The 18,770-nt window shown below is 62.5% G+C and carries 12 protein-coding genes; 8 read left to right on the top strand and 4 right to left on the bottom strand.

Going from position 1 to position 18,770, the window contains the following annotated elements; all coding sequences use genetic code 11:
* Positions 1-11 precede the first annotated feature (11 nt).
* Together PFU01S_RS02895 and glgX are read left to right on the top strand one after the other, a co-directional pair.
* A complete protein-coding gene (locus PFU01S_RS02895; RefSeq protein WP_027916217.1) occupies positions 12-305 on the top strand; it encodes a DUF2934 domain-containing protein in 294 nt (97 codons plus the stop codon).
* Between the two features lie 127 nt (positions 306-432).
* Positions 433-2,586: a glycogen debranching protein GlgX gene (gene glgX, locus PFU01S_RS02890; RefSeq protein ID WP_028686552.1), complete on the top strand. Its 2,154-nt coding sequence runs from the start codon at positions 433-435 to the stop codon at positions 2,584-2,586.
* 308 nt (positions 2,587-2,894) lie between these two features.
* Here glgX and glgB read toward each other — a convergent pair whose 3' ends face one another.
* The 3 genes from glgB to PFU01S_RS02875 form a co-directional block, all read right to left on the bottom strand.
* Entirely contained in the window at positions 2,895-5,105 is a 2,211-nt protein-coding gene (gene glgB / locus PFU01S_RS02885) for a 1,4-alpha-glucan branching protein GlgB (RefSeq protein ID WP_028686553.1), read from the bottom strand.
* Positions 5,102-8,422, bottom strand: a complete 3,321-nt coding sequence (treS, locus tag PFU01S_RS02880) for a maltose alpha-D-glucosyltransferase (RefSeq protein WP_028686554.1) — start codon at positions 8,420-8,422, stop codon at positions 5,102-5,104. Before treS ends, glgB begins: the two co-directional genes overlap by 4 nt.
* A gap of 70 nt (positions 8,423-8,492) precedes the next feature.
* The gene (locus PFU01S_RS02875; protein ID WP_028686555.1) at positions 8,493-10,511 is read right to left on the bottom strand and encodes an alpha-1,4-glucan--maltose-1-phosphate maltosyltransferase; all 2,019 of its coding nucleotides are present in this window, start codon (positions 10,509-10,511) and stop codon (positions 8,493-8,495) included.
* 138 nt (positions 10,512-10,649) lie between these two features.
* On the opposite strand from PFU01S_RS02875, the gene PFU01S_RS22310 reads away from it, so the two are divergent.
* Both PFU01S_RS22310 and PFU01S_RS02870 read left to right on the top strand, forming a co-directional pair.
* Positions 10,650-10,817: a hypothetical protein gene (locus PFU01S_RS22310; RefSeq protein ID WP_169738683.1), complete on the top strand. Its 168-nt coding sequence runs from the start codon at positions 10,650-10,652 to the stop codon at positions 10,815-10,817.
* Between the two features lie 85 nt (positions 10,818-10,902).
* Complete coding sequence (locus PFU01S_RS02870; RefSeq protein ID WP_027916222.1) at positions 10,903-11,148, top strand: hypothetical protein; 246 nt, start codon at positions 10,903-10,905, stop codon at positions 11,146-11,148.
* Between the two features lie 32 nt (positions 11,149-11,180).
* On the opposite strand, the gene PFU01S_RS02865 is transcribed toward PFU01S_RS02870, so the two are convergent.
* Entirely contained in the window at positions 11,181-12,857 is a 1,677-nt protein-coding gene (locus PFU01S_RS02865; protein ID WP_028686556.1) for an AMP-binding protein, read from the bottom strand.
* Between the two features lie 232 nt (positions 12,858-13,089).
* Here PFU01S_RS02865 and PFU01S_RS02860 point away from each other — a divergent pair, with 232 nt between their 5' ends.
* The 4 genes from PFU01S_RS02860 (at position 13,090) to PFU01S_RS02845 (ending at position 18,726) form a co-directional block, all read left to right on the top strand.
* On the top strand, positions 13,090-14,253 hold the full coding sequence (locus PFU01S_RS02860; RefSeq protein WP_023534776.1) for an isovaleryl-CoA dehydrogenase: 1,164 nt from the start codon (positions 13,090-13,092) through the stop codon (positions 14,251-14,253).
* A gap of 96 nt (positions 14,254-14,349) precedes the next feature.
* Positions 14,350-15,957 carry a carboxyl transferase domain-containing protein gene (locus PFU01S_RS02855; protein ID WP_028686557.1) on the top strand — a complete coding sequence of 536 codons (1,608 nt, stop codon included), beginning with the start codon at positions 14,350-14,352 and terminating at the stop codon, positions 15,955-15,957.
* A gap of 4 nt (positions 15,958-15,961) precedes the next feature.
* Positions 15,962-16,777 (top strand): gamma-carboxygeranoyl-CoA hydratase, encoded by an 816-nt coding sequence (locus PFU01S_RS02850; protein WP_027916226.1) that lies wholly within the window; start codon positions 15,962-15,964, stop codon positions 16,775-16,777.
* Entirely contained in the window at positions 16,774-18,726 is a 1,953-nt protein-coding gene (locus PFU01S_RS02845; RefSeq protein ID WP_028686558.1) for an acetyl/propionyl/methylcrotonyl-CoA carboxylase subunit alpha, read from the top strand. Before PFU01S_RS02850 ends, PFU01S_RS02845 begins: the two co-directional genes overlap by 4 nt.
* Positions 18,727-18,770 lie beyond the last annotated feature (44 nt).

The raw sequence follows: 18,770 nt of genomic DNA, 5'->3' as shown, positions 1-18,770 counted from the left end.
AGGAGCGTCATATGAGTGTCGATGATAAACGCATACGCGAGTTTGCCTACCAGATCTGGGAGTCGGAAGGTAAGCCACACGGTGAGGAAGAACGTCACTGGGACATGGCCCGCAAACTGGCAGAAGCCGAGGCCAAGGCTCCGGGGGCCAAAGCCAAGTCACCCGCCAAGCCCAAGGCGCCTGCCAAGCCCAAAGCCGCTGCTGCACCCAAGCCGCCAGCTGATCCCAAGGTCGCTGCACTGCCAGGGGTGAAGCCTGCGGCTTCGAAGAAGCCACGCGCACCGAAAAAGCCGACCGCTAGCTGAACCATCCACGGCCCTGCCGTCTTCAACGCCGCACTGGCACCGAGCCCCTCGGTTGCCAGGCCTGATGACGCCAGGGCCGTTGTAGTACTTAACCTTATTTTCCAGACAAGGCCATTCGAGGATTGCCATGAGCCCGCGCACCGCAAAGAAAACCCGCTCCGTTGCACCGTCGCGCATTCGCGAAGGCTTACCCTACCCCCTCGGCGCCACCTGGGACGGCCTGGGCGTGAACTTCGCCATCTTTTCGGCGAACGCCACCAAGGTCGAGCTGTGCGTCTTCGACGCCACCGGCGAGAAAGAGCTCGAACGGATCGAGCTGCCTGAATACACCGACGAGATCTACCATGGTTACCTGCCTGACGCGCATCCGGGTCTGATCTACGGCTACCGCGTACATGGCCCTTACGAGCCGGAGAACGGCCACCGCTTCAACCCCAACAAGCTGCTGATCGACCCGTATGCCAAGCAGTTGGTCGGCGAGCTGAAATGGTCCGAGGCGCTGTTTGGCTACACCATTGGCCACCCAGACGGTGACCTGTCGTTCGACGAGCGCGACAGCGCCCCCTTCGTGCCCAAGTGCAAGGTCATCGACCCCGCATTCACCTGGGGCCGGGACAACCGTGTGCAAACCCCGTGGGACCAGACCGTCGTGTACGAGGCCCACACCAAGGGCATCAGCAAGCGCCACCCGGCCGTGCCTGAGAACCTGCAAGGCACCTTCGCAGGCCTGGCCAACGACGAGCTGCTAAAGCACATCAAGGACCTGGGCGTTTCCAGCATCGAGCTGCTGCCCATCCATGCCTTCGTCAACGATCAGCACCTGCTCGACAAAGGTCTGAACAACTATTGGGGCTACAACACCATCGCGTTCTTCGCGCCGCACCCAAGCTACCTGGCCAGCGGCAAGATCGCCGAATTCAAGGAGATGGTGGCGCACCTGCACGACGCGGGCCTGGAGCTGATCCTCGATGTGGTCTACAACCACACCGCCGAAGGCAACGAGATGGGCCCGACGCTTTCCATGCGCGGCATCGACAACGCCTCGTATTACCGCCTGATGCCCGACCAGAAACGTTACTACATCAACGACTCGGGCACCGGCAACACCTTGGACCTGAGCCATCCGTGCGTCCTGCAGCTGGTGACCGATTCGCTGCGTTACTGGGCAGGCGAGATGCATGTCGACGGCTTCCGCTTCGACCTGGCGACCATTCTGGGTCGCTACCACGAAGGCTACAGTGAGCGTCACAGCTTCCTGGTGGCCTGCCGCCAGGACCCGCTGCTGCGTCAGGTCAAGTTGATTGCCGAGCCATGGGACTGTGGCCCGGGTGGTTACCAGGTGGGCAATTTCGCACCCGGCTGGGCTGAGTGGAACGACCGCTTCCGTGACACCGTGCGCGCCTTCTGGAAGGGCGACGAGGGCCAACTGGCCGATTTCGCCGCACGCATGACCGGCTCTGGCGACATGTTCAACAACCGTGGTCGCAGGCCGTATTCGTCGGTCAACTTCATCACTGCCCACGACGGCTTCACCTTGCGCGACCTGGTGTCGTACAACGAGAAGCACAACGAGGACAACGACGAAAACAACCAGGACGGGACCAGCAATAACCTGTCCTGGAACTGCGGGGCCGAAGGCCCCACCGAAGACGCGGAAATCAATGCCCTGCGCATGCGGCAGATGCGTAACTTCTTCGCGACCCTGTTGTTTGCCCAAGGCACGCCAATGATCGTTGCCGGCGATGAATTCAGCCGCACTCAGCATGGCAACAACAATGCCTACTGCCAGGACAGCGAAATCGGTTGGGTGAACTGGGACCTGGATGAAGAAGGCCAGGCGCTGCTGGCGTTCGTCAAGCGCCTGACCCGCCTGCGCCAGAAATATCCGGTGCTGCGCCGCTCCAGCTTCCTGGTGGGCGATTACAACGAGGCGATCGGCGTCAAGGACGTCACCTGGCTGGCGCCGGATGGCAACGAGATGAGCGTTGAACAGTGGGAAGACCCCAATGGTCGTTGCCTGGGCATGCTGATCGACGGCCGTGCTCAGGTCAGTGGCATTGCCCGTCCAGGTTCGGAGTCCACCGTGTTGCTGATCGTCAACGCCCACCACGACACCGTGCCGTTCAAGCTGCCAAGCGTTCCAGAGGGCGAACACTGGAGCTGCGTGATGGATACAGACCAGCCACAACTGCGCAAACCCAAGGACCTGCCCTTCGACAGCTCATTTGACCTGACCGGGCGCTCGGTAGCTCTGATGGTGCTGCAACATAGCGAAGAGTGATGGCAAACGCGGTACGTCACGCGCAACGCGTGACGTGATCGTTCCTAGCCCGTCGGGCAATCCCAGCCAGGGATTGACCGGCGGGCTTTTTCTGGTAGGTCAACCATCGCCGCTTGTGCCTGCGCAAACCACGTTCAAAACGATTGCCGGGTTGACCGACCCATGGCTCACGATGGTCAGATGATCAAGTGCGCGTAGGGTACCAAGGCCGCTCATTCAAAGAATGCTTTTCTGCCACATCGCGTCCATGACAGCCTAACAGGGCCCTGAATTCACCCGCGGGCAGGACGCCCGCGGGTGGTTGGCGATCAGACTGGCTTGAGTACCAGTATCGCCAGCGGCGGAAGGTTCAGCGTCAGCGACAAGGGCTGACCATGGCAAGGGGTCTGCTGCGTGGCGACCGCGCCCATGTTGCCCACATTGGAGCCCGCATAGGCTTCAGCATCGCTGTTGAGCAGTTCCTGCCATTGTTCCCCGAACGGCACACCGATGCGGTAAGCCTCGCGCACCACCGGGGTGAAGTTGGCAACCACAAGCACCGGCTCACCCGCGCTGCTCCACCGCAGCCAGGCGAATACGCTGTTCTGCGCGTCATCCCCGATCAACCACTGGAAGCCTTCGGGCTTGCAGTCCTGCTCATGCAGGGCCGGCACGTCACGGTACAGGCGGTTCAGGTCGCCTACCAGGCGCTGTACGCCCTGGTGCTCGGGATACTGCAGCAGGTACCAGTCCAACTGGTGATCATGGTTCCATTCGCGCCATTGGCCGAACTCGCAGCCCATGAACAGCAATTTCTTGCCAGGGTGCATCCACATGAAGGCCAGGTAAGCACGCAGGTTGGCGAACTTCTGCCAGCGATCGCCCGGCATCTTGTCGATCAACGAGCGCTTGCCGTGCACCACCTCGTCATGGGAAATGGGCAGGATGAAGTGCTCAGAGTAGGCGTACACCAGGCTGAAGCTCATCTCGTTGTGGTGATGCGTACGGTGCACCGGGTCGTTCTGGATGTAGCTGAGCGAGTCATGCATCCAGCCCATGTTCCACTTGTAGTGGAAGCCCAGGCCACCCTCTTCGGTTGGCTTGCTCACGCCAGGCCAGGCAGTCGATTCCTCGGCAATGATCAAGGCACCCGGCGCTTCATGCGCCGCCACGCCGTTGAGGTGGCGGATGAAGTCGATGGCTTCCAGGTTCTCACGCCCGCCGTGGCGGTTGGGTACCCACTCTCCGGCCTTGCGTGAGTAGTCGCGGTACAGCATCGATGCCACGGCATCTACCCGCAGCCCGTCGATGTGGAAATGTTTGAGCCAGTGAAGCGCCGAGGCCATCATGAAGCCCCGCACCTCGTTACGCCCGAGGTTGTAGATCAGCGTGTTCCAGTCCTGGTGATAGCCTTCGAACGGGTTGTCGTACTCGTAGAGGGCCGTGCCGTCAAAGCGCGCCAGGCCGTGTTCGTCCGTAGGGAAATGCGCCGGCACCCAGTCCAGGATCACGCCGATGCGGGCCTGGTGGCAGGCGTCGATGAAGGCGGCAAAGTCCTCTGCCGTGCCGTAGCGCGACGTGGGGGCGAACATCGAGAGCGGCTGGTAGCCCCACGAGCCGCCGAATGGGTGTTCCATGATCGGCAGCAGCTCGATATGGGTGAAGCCCAGCTCCTGCACGTAAGGCACCAGGCGCTCGGCCAACTCGCGCCAATTGTAGAAACGCCCCACTTCGCCGGCTTCATCCAGTTCGCAGCGCCACGACCCTGGGTGCAGCTCGTAGATGGACAATGGGGCGGTATAGGCGTGGCGCTGGGCGCGCTCGTCCATCCACTGCTGATCGCGCCATTCATGCCCAAGCGCCCCCGCCACCTTGGACGCGGTGCTGGGCGGCAACTCGGTAGCACGGGCCAACGGGTCTGCTTTGAGCGGCAGGATCCCGTCCTTGCCCAGCACCTCGAACTTGTAGGTTTCACCCACACCCAGACGTGGAATGAACAGCTCCCAGACACCGGCACCGTGGCGCAGGCGCATCGGGTGCCGACGGCCGTCCCAGTTGTTGAACTCGCCCACGACCGATACCCGGCGCGCATTGGGTGCCCAGACCGAAAAGCACACCCCATCCACTCCGTCGACCTGTGCCGGTTGGGCACCGAAGCGCCCTGCCAGGTCCCGGTGATTGCCCTCGGCGAACAGGTGCAGGTCGATGTCGCCCAGTTGCGGGCCGAAGCTGTAGGGGTCTTCCGTGACTTGCTCGCCGCCGGCCCAGTTGATGTGCAACTGATAGGGATGCGCTTCGTTCAGGTGCGCGGTGAACAAGCCAGGCAATGCACCTGGCCGCATGTCGGCCAGCACGCGCTGGTCGTCGCGCGCCAGCACGCGGGCGCCCAGGGCATTGGGCAGGTAGGCACGAATGGTCATGCCCCCTGCTGGATCGGTGTGAGGCCCCAGTACCGCAAAAGGATCGGCGTGCTCGGCGCGCGCCAGGGCATCCAGGTCCCTTTGCCCAAGCCCGCCGTTTTCACGCGTTGAAACGTTCATTCTGACTCTCCCCAGGTACTGATCAGTCCATGCAGGCCATGCAAAGGCACGGCCAGCCAGCTTGGACGATTTTCGGCTTCATAAGTTATTTCGTATGCCGCTTTTTCCAGGCAGAACAGCTCAAGTGCCGCACGCTCGCCTTCGGCTTGCTCCCAGGCGTGGGGCATGGCCGCGGTGGCCAGGCCATAAGCCTCGATGAACGCATGCCGGGACTGGTGAAGGTACTGTCGTGCCACCCGCTGCCGAGCTTGTCGCGCCGGCTCGGAAAGGTCCATCGTAGACGCGCTGCGCAGGATCATCGCAGCAGCATAGTCGAAAGAGCGCAACACACCGCTGACATCTTTGTACGGGCTGTGCTTGGCCCGGCGCTCTTCCAGTGGTCGGGACGGTTCCCCCTCAAAGTCGATCAGGTAGGCATCGCCTTGCACCACCAGCACTTGGCCCAGGTGAAGGTCGCCATGCACGCGCATCAACAGCCCACCCTGCGCCTGCCGTGCAAGTTCTGCCACGCGTTGGGCGAGCCCGTCGCGCTGCTGCTGCAAGTCATCGACCAACGCCTGGCTTTCAGGGTCGAGTTTGTCACGGTGCTGCACCAGCAGATCCAGCGCGTGGGTCAGCTCCGTGCTGATCTGCGCACTCCACCGCTCGCTGTCAGCGTCAGTGCTGGGATAAGGCGCGAAGGCCTGGTCCTGGGTAGGGGCGGCGAGCATCAGGTGCATCTCGCCCAGGCGCTGACCCAGCAAAGAAGCGAAGTCGCGCAGTTCGCTGACCGCGTCGGTATGGGGTTCGCCTTCGGCACTGGAGGGCTGCATCTGGTCGCGAATAGCGCGCTCCAAGGTGTTCTGGGACCAGGCCCAGGCATCGCCCTGATTACTCAGATAGCCCTGGGCAATCATCAACAGGTGTGGCGCGCCTTGGGCATCCTCGCGACTGACCCAGGCCAGCAACGGCGAGATATTGGCGAAGCCCGCAGCGGTGAGATAAGCGCTCATTTCAAGCTCTGGGTGAATGCCTGCGTTGACCCGCCGGATCAACTTGAGCACCACCGAATCGCCCACCACTACCGAACTGTTGGACTGCTCGGCGCTCAGGTAGCGCACCGAGCTGTCATCGCCCAGTGCCAGGCCAGCCAGCTGCTCGGTGTGATTGAAATGCAGTTCGCCCTGATCGTTCCCGCAGGTCAGGCGCACGCCCCCCTGGCAGGCCTTGAGCACCGCGCGAATGAAGGGTTCGAGGACGAAGGCATCGGTGATCAGGCCCACCTCATTGGCCCGTCGCACGCGCGACAAGGCCAACTGCTGCGGCAGAGCCGTGCTGATTTGCTCTTCGGGCAGTAAGCCGAACGGCAGCTGGTAGCGGCTGGTCACCCCGTCGCTGGTCACTTCGATTTCACTGAACAGCACGGGCATACCGGCCGTGGCCATGCGCACACCATAGCTCAGGTCGACCTGATCGACAGGCCCTTCCTTACCCGCGAACCAGCGTCGCTTGGGCAAATACTGGGGCAGTATGGTGGACTGCAAGGCGTCGCGTGAAGGCGACTCGAGCAGCTCTTCAAGACGTTTGCGTAGCACTAATGTGGTCAATTCCGGTAACCCCTCAGTAGGCTGGTTGTGCCAGCTGGGCATGCGGTCGTGGGCAGCCAGCACGAACCAGTAGAAGCCATAAGGCGGCAAGGTCAGCAGGAACGGCAACTGCCCGATGGGCGGGAAGGCGCTGCCGCCGATCATTTCCACGGGGACCTTGTCGGCGTACTGGGACAAATCCAGTTCCGCAGCCTGGGCCGCCCGGGATACGTTGGCGACACAGAGAATCACCTCGGTGTGGCCATCGGCGTCGGTGAATTCCCGGATGTAGGCAAGGATGCGTCGGTTGCTGGGTGTCAGCGTGCGCAGCGTGCCACGGCCGAAGGCTTTTTGCTGCTTGCGCACGGCGAGCAGGCGACGAGTCCAGTTCAGCAATGAATGAGGATCGTGGCTCTGTGCTTCGACGTTGACCGTCTGGTAGCCATAGAGCGGGTCCATGATCGGTGGCAGCACCAGCCGCTGCGGGTCGGCCCGGGAGAACCCGCCGTTGCGGTCAGGCGACCACTGCATGGGCGTGCGCACGCCGTCGCGATCGCCCAGGTAGATGTTGTCGCCCATGCCCAGCTCATCGCCGTAGTACAGCGTTGGCGTACCTGGCATCGAGAGCAGCAGGCTGGTGAGCAGCTCGATCCTGCGCCGGTCGCGTTGCAGCAGCGGCGCCAGGCGGCGCCGGATGCCTAGGTTGATCCGGGCGCGGCGGTCCTCGGCGTAGTAGTTCCAGAGGTAGTCGCGCTCGCGGTCGGTGACCATCTCCAGGGTCAGCTCATCGTGGTTGCGCAGGAAGATGGCCCACTGGCAGTTGGCCGGAATCTCCGGGGTCTGGCGCAGGATGTCGGTGATGGGAAAGCGATCTTCCATGGCAAGCGCCATGTACATGCGTGGCATCAGCGGAAAATGGAACGCCATGTGGCATTCGTCCCCGTCGCCTTCGCCAAAGTAAGGACGGGTATCCTCCGGCCACTGGTTGGCCTCGGCGAGCAACATGCGATCAGGGTAATTGGCATCGATCTCGGCCCGGATCGCCTTGAGCACATCATGGGTTTCGGGCAGGTTCTCGTTGTTGGTACCGTCGCGCTCGATCAGGTACGGGATGGCGTCAAGCCGCAAGCCATCGACACCCAGGTCCAGCCAGAAGCGCATCACGCCGATCACGGCCTTGAGCACCTGCGGATTGTCGAAATTCAAATCCGGCTGATGGGAGTAGAAGCGGTGCCAGAAGTACTGGCCTGCCACCGGGTCCCAGGTCCAGTTGGATTTCTCGGTATCGAGGAAGATGATGCGGGTGCCGTCGTACTTGTGGTCGTCATCGGACCACACGTAGAAGTCGCGGGCCTTGCTGCCACGCTTGGCATGGCGGGCACGTTGAAACCACGGGTGCTGGTCGCTGGTGTGGTTGATGACCAGTTCGGTAATCACCCGCAGCCCGCGTTTGTGCGCCTCGGCAATGAAGCGGCGGGCGTCGGCGAGGGTGCCGTAGTCTGGATGCACTGCCTTGTACTCGGCGATATCGTAGCCGTCGTCGCGTCGGGGCGAGGGATAGAACGGCAGCAGCCACAAGGTGTTGACGCCCAGGTCGGCGATGTAGTCGAGCTTGCTGATCAACCCGGCGAAGTCACCGATACCGTCATTGTTGGCATCGAAGAACGACTTGATGTGCAACTGGTAAATCACCGCATCCTTGTACCACAGCGGGTCGTCAATGAAGGCTGCCGGGCGGGTACGCTTGGCCATGTACCATTCCTCTGAATGCTTGATCGGTAAAAAACCGTCAGAGAGCAGGCGGGCCCGCTCTCCGCCAGGCTCAGCTGACTTTACTGATTCGCCAGATACCGAAAGGCTGGTGCCAAGGCTCGATGCGCATGAACTGGGTCTTGCCGTACCACGACCAGCGATGACCGTTCATCAGGTCCTCGCCGTGCGTCTCGGCACCGTCATCAAGGCCCAGCTCCCACAATGGCAGTTCGAAATGGGCTTCCTGGGCATTATGCGGGTCGAGGCTGACGGCGATGAGGATGTAATTGTCACGCGCAGGCGTGCGCTTGGCGAAATACAGAATGTTGTCGTTCCAGCAATTGAGCAGCGTCAGGCCCAGGTGGCTCTGCAAGGCCGGGTTCTGCCGGCGGATACGGTTGAGCTGGGCGATCTCGGCAATGATGTTGCCGGGCTGGGTGAAGTCACGCGGGCGGATTTCGTACTTCTCCGAGTCCAGGTACTCTTCCTTGCCCGGCAGCCCTGCCGCTTCGCACAACTCGAACCCCGAATACATGCCCCACAAGCCCGACCCCATGGTGGCCAGCGCGGCCCGGATGAGGAAGCCTGCGCGGCCGTTCTGCTGGAGGAAGAACGGGTTGATGTCTGGGGTGTTGACGAAGAAGTTCGGCCGGTAGCACTGGCTCCATGGGGGCTGGTTGAGCGTTTCGAAATACTCGCTCAGCTCCTGCTTGGTGTTGCGCCAGGTGAAGTAGGTGTAGCTCTGCGCATAGCCGACCTTGCCCAAGCGCGCCATCATGGCGGGCTTGGTGAACGCCTCGGCCAGGAACAACACGTCCGGGTATTGGCTGCGTACATTGGCGATCAGCCACTGCCAGAACGGCAGGGGTTTGGTATGCGGGTTGTCCACCCGGAACGTCTTCACGCCCTCCTCCACCCAACCGATGATCACATCGCGCAGTGCAATCCACAGCCCAGGTACGGCATCGGGTGCGTAGAAATCGACGTTGACGATGTCCTGGTACTTTTTCGGCGGGTTCTCGGCGTAGCGGATGGTCCCGTCCGGGCGCCAGCTGAACCAGCCTGGATGCGCTTGGAGCCAAGGGTGGTCCTGGGAGCATTGGATGGCGAAGTCCAGGGCGATTTCCAGACCATGCTGGGCTGCGGCCGATACCAAGCGGCGGAAATCTTCACGCGTGCCGAGTTCGGGGTGGATCGCATCGTGCCCACCGTCGGCACTGCCAATTGCGTAAGGGCTGCCAGGGTCGCCCGGCTGTGCCTGCAAAGCATTGTTCCGGCCCTTTCTATGCTGCATGCCGATGGGGTGGATGGGCGGGAAATACAACACGTCGAAGCCCATGTCGCGAATCATCGGCAGGCGCTGGTGCACATCGTTGAAGGTACCGTGGCGCTGGGGATCATCGGTGATCGAACGGGGGAACAGCTCATACCAGCTGGCGAATTGCGCGGCCGGGCGGTCCACATCCAGCGGGTAGTCGCAACTGCGAGTCAGGTAGCTGCGGTGCTCGGCCGCAGCCATCATCTGCGACGCCTCGGCGCCCAGCAGCAGGGCCACTTGTTCATCCTCAGGCAGCGTTTGCAAGGTGCCTTGCAGCGCCTGTAATTGCTCGCGCAGAGCGCCGCTGCTCAATTCGATGCCCTTGCCCAGCAGCAAACGCCCTTCCTCAAGCTCAAGCTTTACGCCGACACCGGCATTGAACTTCTTCTCCAGGTCGTAGCAGTACGTGGCATACGGATCGATCCAGGCTTCGATGCTGAACACATGCGGCCCGATTTCAGTCGGGGTAAATTCTGCCAGCCACAGGTCATTGCCAGGCGAGGTCATGGGCACACAATGAATGCGTCGGCTACCGGCCTGACGCCAGTTCAACACCACGGCCATGCGGTCATGGCCGTCAGTGAATACCTTGGTGCTGACCGAAACCGGCTGATTGCTGATGGCCTTGGCGGCAAAGGCGCCGCCATCTAGCACCGGCTGGGTGTCCTCGATGGCGATACGCGGTGCCATCAAGGCCTGGGACAGGCTGATGACCTGCTCCGGATGATCGTTTGCCGTGGGCACGCTTTCGAAGGGCTCGTTCAAAGACATCAGGCCTTGCTCCCTGGGACTGGTGGCGGTAAGGGTTGAGAGCGCGGCGACCGAGTCTGGGTTCAAAAATGAATTGATTCACGGCACCAGCGGTCGAACGCTGCAGGACAGGTTCACTCAACCCCACGAGGCATGGCCATGACGCTCCCAACGCCCCCGGAAACGCCCGATCCGAACATTGACGATCCCAACCTCCCGTCCCCGGAGCCTGAGCGTGATCCGGATGAGCTGCCGATTCAGCCGACGGTCCCGCCAACCGTGGGTGATCCACCCAGCCAGGAACCCCCGATAAAGGCGGGCGACTGAAGTCGAAAACTGTCAGTTTTGCCAGTGGCGCATCGGCCGCGTTGTTCCGATCATGAGTCACCTTTGTGATTCAGGAGTTACGGATATGACGCTTGACGGTATGAGCCACAGCGAGCGAAATGAATACGAAGCCTATGTCATCGAGTGTCTCCAGGAGGCAGGCATCAAGGATACTAATCCTGCGACAGTTCTGAAGACACTCGACAAGGACGCCTTCAGGCGCGCCATTGGCCAGATGAAGGACGATTACGATTTCGGTTTCAAGCCTGAGTCGATAACATCTGTCGCTCAACTGGCCGAGGCAATTTGGCGAGCATCGCAATCGAGGTGAGGGATCACCCCTGGGGCACATCACTGAAGGATCTAGGTGATCTGCCCCAGTTCCGCCATGCTGATTTCTCGCATTTTGAACTTCTGCACCTTGCCCGTCACCGTCATGGGAAATTCATCGACGAAGCGAATATGGCGGGGCACCTTGTAGTGGGCTATACGGGACTTGCACCAGGCCTGCAGTGCCTCTGCAGTAGCCTGGTGACCCGGATGCAGCTTGATCCAGGCGACGATGTCCTCGCCATAGCGGCTGCACGGGATACCAATGACCTGGGCATCGGCCACCGCCGGGTGGGTATAGAAGAACTCCTCTATTTCACGTGGGTAGATGTTCTCGCCACCGCGAATGATCATGTCCTTGTTGCGCCCGACGATACGCACATACCCCGCCTCGTCCATCACCGCCAGGTCACCGGTGTGCATCCATCCGGCCGCGTCGATGGCGCTGGCTGTGGCCTGGGGGTTATCCCAGTAACCCAGCATCACGCTGTAGCCGCGCGTGCACAGCTCACCGGTCTGACCGCGTGCAACCGTGCCGCCCTGCGGGTCGATGATCTTGCTTTCCAGCTGCGGCTGGGTACGGCCCACTGTGGTGACGCGCAGTTCCAGCACGTCATCCGGCCCGGTTTGCAAAGACACCGGGCTGGTTTCGGTCATGCCATAGGCGATCTGCACCTGGGCCATATGCATCTGGTCGATGACCCTGCGCATCACCTCGATCGGGCAAGTGGCGCCTGCCATGATGCCGCTGCGCAAGGACGACAGGTCCACATGCTGGCGAGCCGGATGGTCGAGCATGGCAATGAACATGGTGGGCACGCCGTACAGAATGGTGCCACGTTCCTCGGCCACGGCGCGCAAGGCCAACTCGGCATCGAAGGCGTCGCTTGGGTAGATCATGGTAGTGCCATGGGTGATGCAGCCCAGGTTGCCCATGACCATACCGAAACAGTGGTACAGGGGCACCGGGATCACCATGCGGTCGCGTTCAGTCAAGCCCAGGCTGGCGCCGACCATGAAGCCGTTGTTCAGGATGTTGTAATGGCTGAGGGTAGCGCCCTTGGGCGCGCCAGTGGTGCCGGAGGTGTACTGAATGTTCACCGGTTGGTCGAAATGAAGGCTGTTCTGCCGGGCGGTGCACGCCTCGCGGCTGACGGACGCGCCCCAAGTGGCCAGTGCCTCCCACGGCAGGAAGCCAACAGGCGGGTCGTTGGCCAGGCTTATCACCCCGCGCAAGGCAGGCAGCGAGGCACTGGTGACCTGACCGGGTGCGGCGGTAGCCAATTCGGGCACCAAGGCCTGGATCATGGCGTGGTAATCGGAATGCTTGAACGCATCGGCACAGACCAGCCAACTGCACCCTGACTGGCGCAGCACGTATTCAAGCTCGCCCACACGGTAAGCCGGGTTGACGTTGACCAGGATGGCACCCAACTTGGCGGTTGCCACCTGGAGAATGCACCATTGCGCGCAGTTGGGTGACCAGATGCCCACGCGGTCACCGGTTTCGATCCCAAGGGCCATCAGCGCTCGAGCACACGACTCAACCTGCTCTGCCAGTTGCCGCCAGCTGTAGCGCAGGCGCTGGTGCCGAGCCACCAACGCTTCCTGCTCGTGCAGGCGCGCTACTGTAGCGTCGAAGGCCTGACCGATGGTTTGGGTAAGCAAAGGGCGATCCTGGCGACCGCGGGTATAGCTGGGTTGAGTCATGTGCGTCCCTTCTTTTGATTGTTCTGGATAGGGGCCAAGCGCGCGCCAATCACTTTGGCTCAGATTTACGTTTACGTAAAGGTGATGGATAAATTGACAAAAAAGCAGGCGCAGGTTTACGTTTACGTAAAGGTGATAGGCAGCAACGCACGTTGTCGGCGTCAGCCGCCTACCCAGGTAAGCTTGCCGCTAGCGGCGTGATCCCATTTCAAGAACAACAAGGTGCCCCCGCATGCATTACCCCAGCCTGAACTTCGCCCTGGGCGAGACCATCGACATGCTTCGCGACCAGGTGCGCACCTTCGCCGCCGCCGAGCTCGCCCCTCGCGCCGCGCAGATCGACCACGACAACCTGTTCCCTGCCGACATGTGGCGCAAATTCGGCGACATGGGCCTGCTCGGCATCACCGTGCCGGAAGAATACGGTGGCGCAGGCCTGGGTTATCTCGCCCACGTGGTGGCGATGGAGGAGATCAGCCGCGCCTCGGCCTCGGTCGCGCTGTCCTACGGCGCCCACTCCAATTTGTGCGTCAACCAGATCAACCGTAACGGCACGCCCGCGCAAAAGGCCAAATACCTGCCCAAGCTGGTCAGCGGCGAGCACGTCGGCGCCCTGGCAATGAGCGAACCCAATGCCGGGTCGGACGTGGTGTCGATGAAACTGCGCGCCGACAAGCGCGGCGACCACTATGTGCTCAACGGCAGCAAGACGTGGATCACCAACGGACCCGATGCCAACACCTACGTCATCTACGCCAAGACCGATCTGGAAAAGGGCCCCCATGGCATCACTGCGTTCATCGTCGAGCGCGAGTGGGCAGGCTTTAGCCGCAGCAACAAGTTCGACAAACTGGGCATGCGTGGCTCGAACACCTGCGAGCTGTTCTTCGATGACGTGCACGTGCCCCAGGACAACATCCTCGGTCAACTCAATGGCGGCGTGCGGGTGTTGATGAGCGGCCTGGACTACGAGCGCGTGGTGCTATCCGGCGGCCCGACCGGCATCATGCAGAGCTGCATGGACCTGGTGGTGCCGTACATTCATGACCGCAAGCAGTTCGGGCAAAGCATCGGCGAGTTCCAGCTGATCCAGGGCAAGGTCGCCGACATGTACACCCAGCTCAATGCCAGCCGCGCCTACCTGTATGCCGTGGCCCAGGCCTGCGACCGCGGCGAGACAACGCGCAAGGATGCGGCCGGGGTGATTCTCTACACCGCCGAGCGCGCCACGCAGATGGCCTTGGAAGCGATCCAGATTCTTGGCGGTAACGGCTACATCAACGAATTCCCCGCAGGTCGCTTGTTGCGCGATGCCAAGCTGTACGAAATCGGCGCCGGCACCAGCGAAATTCGCCGAATGCTGATCGGCCGCGAGTTGTTCAACGAGACCCGCTGAACGCGCTGGCGCCACGGCAGGCTCATCACGCCAGCCGTGGCCACACTGGCCAACCTTGCAGGGCCGCGCCAAGGGCGCGCCACTGCACCAGGAGTCATGATGATTCTGAAATCCCAAGTGAACCCCAGGTCACCCGAATTCGCCCAGTGCCAGGCGGCCATGCAGGCCCAGGTGGACAACCTGCGTGAACTGCTTGCCCAGGTAGCCCAAGGCGGCGGCGCCAAGGCGCAGGAGCGGCACACCTCGCGAGGCAAACTGTTGCCCCGCGAGCGAATCGACCGTCTGCTCGATGCCGGTTCTGCCTTTCTCGAGATCGGCCAGTTGGCTGCACACCAGGTCTATGGCGAAGACGTTCCGGCAGCCGGCCTGATCGCCGGGATCGGGCGCGTGGAAGGCGTGGAATGCATGATCGTGGCCAACGACGCCACGGTCAAAGGTGGCTCCTATTACCCGTTGACGGTGAAAAAGCACCTGCGAGCGCAGACCATCGCCTTGCAGAACCGCCTCCCATGCATCTACCTGGTGGATTCGGGCGGCGCCAACTTGCCGCGTCAGGACGAGGTGTTTCCCGACCGTGAACACTTCGGGCGGATTTTCTTCAACCAGGCCAACATGAGCGCACTGGGCATCGCCCAGATTGCCGTGGTAATGGGGTCATGCACCGCAGGCGGCGCCTATGTGCCAGCGATGGCGGACGAGGCGATCATGGTGCGCCAGCAGGCCACCATCTTCCTGGCCGGTCCACCGCTGGTGAAGGCTGCCACGGGCGAGGTGGTGAGTGCCGAGGCGCTGGGCGGCGCCGATGTACATTGCCGTACCAGCGGTGTAGCCGACTATTACGCCGACAATGACGAGCATGCCCTGGCGCTGGCCAGGCGCTGCGTGGCCAATCTCAACTGGCGCAAGCTCGGCGCCGTGCAATGCATGCCACCGGTTGCGCCCTTGTATCCAGCGCAAGAGCTCTACGGCGCGATTCCGGCTGACGCCAAGCAGCCTTTCGATGTACGCGAAGTCATCGCACGGCTGGTCGATGGCTCGGTCTTCGATGAATTCAAGGCCCTGTTCGGAACGACCCTGGTGTGCGGTTTCGCTCACCTGCACGGCTACCCGATCGCCATCCTGGCCAATAACGGCATCCTGTTTGCCGAGGCTGCGCAAAAAGGCGCGCACTTCATCGAACTGGCTTGCCAGCGCGGTATCCCGTTGCTGTTCCTGCAGAACATCACGGGGTTCATGGTGGGCAAGAAGTACGAAGAAGGCGGCATCGCCAAGCATGGCGCCAAGTTGGTCACAGCCGTGGCCTGCGCGCAGGTGCCCAAGTTCACGGTCATCATTGGCGGCAGTTTCGGTGCCGGTAACTACGGAATGTGCGGGCGCGCCTACGACCCGCGCTTTCTCTGGATGTGGCCCAATGCGCGCATCGGGGTGATGGGCGCCGAACAGGCTGCCGGCGTGCTGGTGCAGGTCAAGCGCGAGCAGAGCGAGCGCAGCGGCGAGCCGTTTGGCGCCGAGGACGAGGCCAGGCTCAGGCAGCCGATCCTCGATCAGTACGAGCATCAGGGCCACCCCTACTATTCCAGCGCGCGCCTGTGGGATGACGGCGTCATCGACCCGGCGCAGACCCGCGATGTTCTGGGCCTGGCCTTGTCCGCTGCGCTGAACGCACCGATCGAACCGAGCCGCTTCGGCATATTCAGGATGTGATCCCATGAGCGATTTCACTACGGTAGAAGTGAGCCACGACCCACGTGGCTTCGCCACCTTGTGGCTCAGCCGCGAGGACAAGCACAACGCCTTCAATGCCTTGATGATCCGCGAGCTGAACATTGCCCTGGGGCAGCTGGCCGATGACGCGGGCGTACGCTTCGTGTTGCTGCGCGGGCGGGGGCGGCATTTCAGTGCCGGGGCCGACCTTGCGTGGATGCAGCAGTCGGCGCAGCTGGACTTCAACACCAACCTGGATGACGCACGCGAGCTGGGCGAGTTGATGTATGCACTGCACCGCATCAAGGTGCCGACCTTGGCGGTGGTTCAGGGCGCCGCATTCGGCGGTGCCCTGGGCCTGATCAGTTGCTGCGACATGGCCATTGGCGCCGATGACGCCCAGCTGTGCCTGTCGGAGGTACGCATTGGCCTGGCGCCGGCGGTCATCAGCCCCTTCGTGGTCAAGGCCATCGGCGAGCGCGCAGCCCGCCGTTATGCACTTACGGCAGAGCGCTTCAGCGGGGCGCAGGCGCAGGCGCTTGGGTTGTTGGCCGAGGTGTACCCGGCCAGCCAATTGGAGGCCAACGTGGGTCAGTGGGTTGAAACCCTTTTAGCCAACAGCCCCCAGGCGATGCGCGCGACCAAGGAGCTGCTGCGCGAGGTCGATGGCGGTGCCTTGAGCCCCGGCCTGCGTCGTTATTGTGAGAACGCCATCGCGCGCATTCGTGTAAGCGCCGAGGGCCAGGAAGGCCTGCGGGCGTTTCTGGAAAAACGCCAACCTGCCTGGCAAGCCAATGCAAACAAGGAGCCACACCCATGAACCGCCCGCCATTGACAACGTTGCTGGTGGCCAACCGCGGCGAAATCGCCTGCAGGGTGATGCGCACCGCCAAGGCCATGGGCCTGACCACGGTGGCCGTGCACAGCGCCATCGACCGTAATGCCCGGCACAGCCGCGAAGCCGATGTGTGCGTGGACCTGGGTGGCAACAAGGCGGCAGACAGTTACCTGCAAATCGACAAGCTGGTGGCGGCGGCCAAGGCCAGCGGTGCCCAGGCCATTCACCCGGGCTATGGCTTTCTTTCGGAAAACGCAGACTTTGCCCGCGCAGTCGAAGCCGCTGGCTTGATGTTTCTGGGCCCGCCAGCGTCAGCCATCGACGCCATGGGCAGCAAGTCGGCAGCCAAGGCCTTGATGGAGGCCGCAGGCGTGCCGCTGGTGCCGGGCTATCACGGCCAGGCACAGGACCTGGAGACCTTCAGGCAAGCCGCCCGGCACGTGGGCTACCCGGTCTTGCTCAAGGCCAGCGCCGGGGGTGGTGGCAAGGGCATGAAGGTGGTCGAGGACGAAAGCCAATTGGCCGACGCCCTGGCGTCGGCGCAACGCGAAGCCCTGTCATCATTTGGCGATGCGCGGATGCTGGTGGAAAAGTACGTCTTGAAGCCGCGCCATGTGGAGATCCAGATTTTCGCCGATCGCCACGGTCACTGTCTGTACCTCAACGAGCGCGACTGCTCGATCCAGCGCCGTCATCAGAAGGTGGTCGAGGAAGCCCCTGCCCCAGGCCTTTCGGCAAATCTGCGCCGCGCCATGGGCGAGGCGGCAGTACGGGCGGCCCAAGCGATTGGCTATGTTGGGGCCGGCACCGTGGAGTTCTTGCTCGACGCCCGTGGCGAGTTCTTTTTCATGGAAATGAACACGCGCCTGCAAGTGGAGCATCCCGTCACCGAGGCCATCACCGGCCTGGACTTGGTGGCCTGGCAGATTCGTGTGGCCTGCGGTGAGCCCCTGCCCATCACTCAGGACCAGGTCCCGCTCAACGGTCATGCCATCGAAGTGCGGCTGTACGCCGAAGACCCTGCCAATGACTTCTTGCCGGCCACTGGCACCCTGACGCTGTACCGGGAACCGGCTTGCGGTGCAGGCCGGCGCGTGGACAGCGGTGTGAGCGAAGGCGATACGGTGTCGCCCTTCTACGACCCGATGCTGGGCAAACTGATCGCCTGGGGCGAAGACCGGGAACAGGCTCGCCTGCGTTTGCTGGCCATGCTGGATGAGTTCGCGGTAGGCGGTGTCAAAACCAACATCGCCTTCCTTCGACGCATCCTGGCCCATCCTGCATTCGCAGCAGCCGAGCTGGATACCGGCTTCATCCCGCGTCATCAGGATGTGCTGTTGCCCACCGCGCAGGCCTTGTCGGATGAGGGCTGGGAGGCTGCAGCCCAGGCGTGGTTGCAAAGCGAACCGCCCCGCACACGTTTGGATGACCCCCACTCCCCATGGGCCCAACGAGACGGGCTGCGCCTGGGGGCGGGCACCTCGACGACTGTGCATCTGGCCCGCAACGGCCATGATCAGGTCATTACGCTCAACCAGACGTCCCAAGGCCTGTGGGCCCTGCAAGGCGATTGGCTGATGCGAGAGCAGTCAGGCCTGCGCACTCGCCACCTGGCCATTCGCAGAGGCGCCAGCCTGTATCTGCACTGGGACGGAGAGCTCCACACCTTCGAGGCATTCGACCCGGTTACCGAAGCGGCCATCGACCTTGCCCACCAAGGCGGCCTGACCGCTCCCATGAACGGCAGCATCGTGCGAGTCTTGGTAGAGGTAGGCCAGGCGGTAGAAGCGGGTGCGCCGCTGGTGGTGCTGGAAGCCATGAAAATGGAGCACAGCATTCGGGCCCCCAAGGCCACCACGGTCAAAGCCTTGTTGTGCCAGGAAGGCGACATGGTCAGCGAAGGGGCAGCATTGGTCGAGCTGGAATCTTGAGCGCCTCGGGGTCGCGGTGCCCGACGGCCTGCGGCCCTTGCCTC

It is taken from the genome of Pseudomonas fulva NBRC 16637 = DSM 17717 (genome assembly GCF_000730565.1).
Lineage (GTDB): Bacteria > Pseudomonadota > Gammaproteobacteria > Pseudomonadales > Pseudomonadaceae > Aquipseudomonas > Aquipseudomonas fulva.
Note: the sequence above shows the minus strand (reverse complement) of the source record. Positions and strands in the feature narration are given on the sequence as shown.

Bases quoted from the DNA above. Each gene is read 5' to 3' on its own strand.
- PFU01S_RS02895 (WP_027916217.1), top strand. From the start codon at position 12: ATGAGTGTCGATGATAAACGCATACGCGAGTTTGCCTACCAGATCTGG.
- glgX (WP_028686552.1), top strand. From the start codon at position 433: ATGAGCCCGCGCACCGCAAAGAAAACCCGCTCCGTTGCACCGTCGCGC.
- glgB (WP_028686553.1), bottom strand. From the start codon at position 5,105: ATGAACGTTTCAACGCGTGAAAACGGCGGGCTTGGGCAAAGGGACCTG.
- treS (WP_028686554.1), bottom strand. From the start codon at position 8,422: ATGGCCAAGCGTACCCGCCCGGCAGCCTTCATTGACGACCCGCTGTGG.
- PFU01S_RS02875 (WP_028686555.1), bottom strand. From the start codon at position 10,511: ATGTCTTTGAACGAGCCCTTCGAAAGCGTGCCCACGGCAAACGATCAT.
- PFU01S_RS22310 (WP_169738683.1), top strand. From the start codon at position 10,650: ATGACGCTCCCAACGCCCCCGGAAACGCCCGATCCGAACATTGACGAT.
- PFU01S_RS02870 (WP_027916222.1), top strand. From the start codon at position 10,903: ATGACGCTTGACGGTATGAGCCACAGCGAGCGAAATGAATACGAAGCC.
- PFU01S_RS02865 (WP_028686556.1), bottom strand. From the start codon at position 12,857: ATGACTCAACCCAGCTATACCCGCGGTCGCCAGGATCGCCCTTTGCTT.
- PFU01S_RS02860 (WP_023534776.1), top strand. From the start codon at position 13,090: ATGCATTACCCCAGCCTGAACTTCGCCCTGGGCGAGACCATCGACATG.
- PFU01S_RS02855 (WP_028686557.1), top strand. From the start codon at position 14,350: ATGATGATTCTGAAATCCCAAGTGAACCCCAGGTCACCCGAATTCGCC.
- PFU01S_RS02850 (WP_027916226.1), top strand. From the start codon at position 15,962: ATGAGCGATTTCACTACGGTAGAAGTGAGCCACGACCCACGTGGCTTC.
- PFU01S_RS02845 (WP_028686558.1), top strand. From the start codon at position 16,774: ATGAACCGCCCGCCATTGACAACGTTGCTGGTGGCCAACCGCGGCGAA.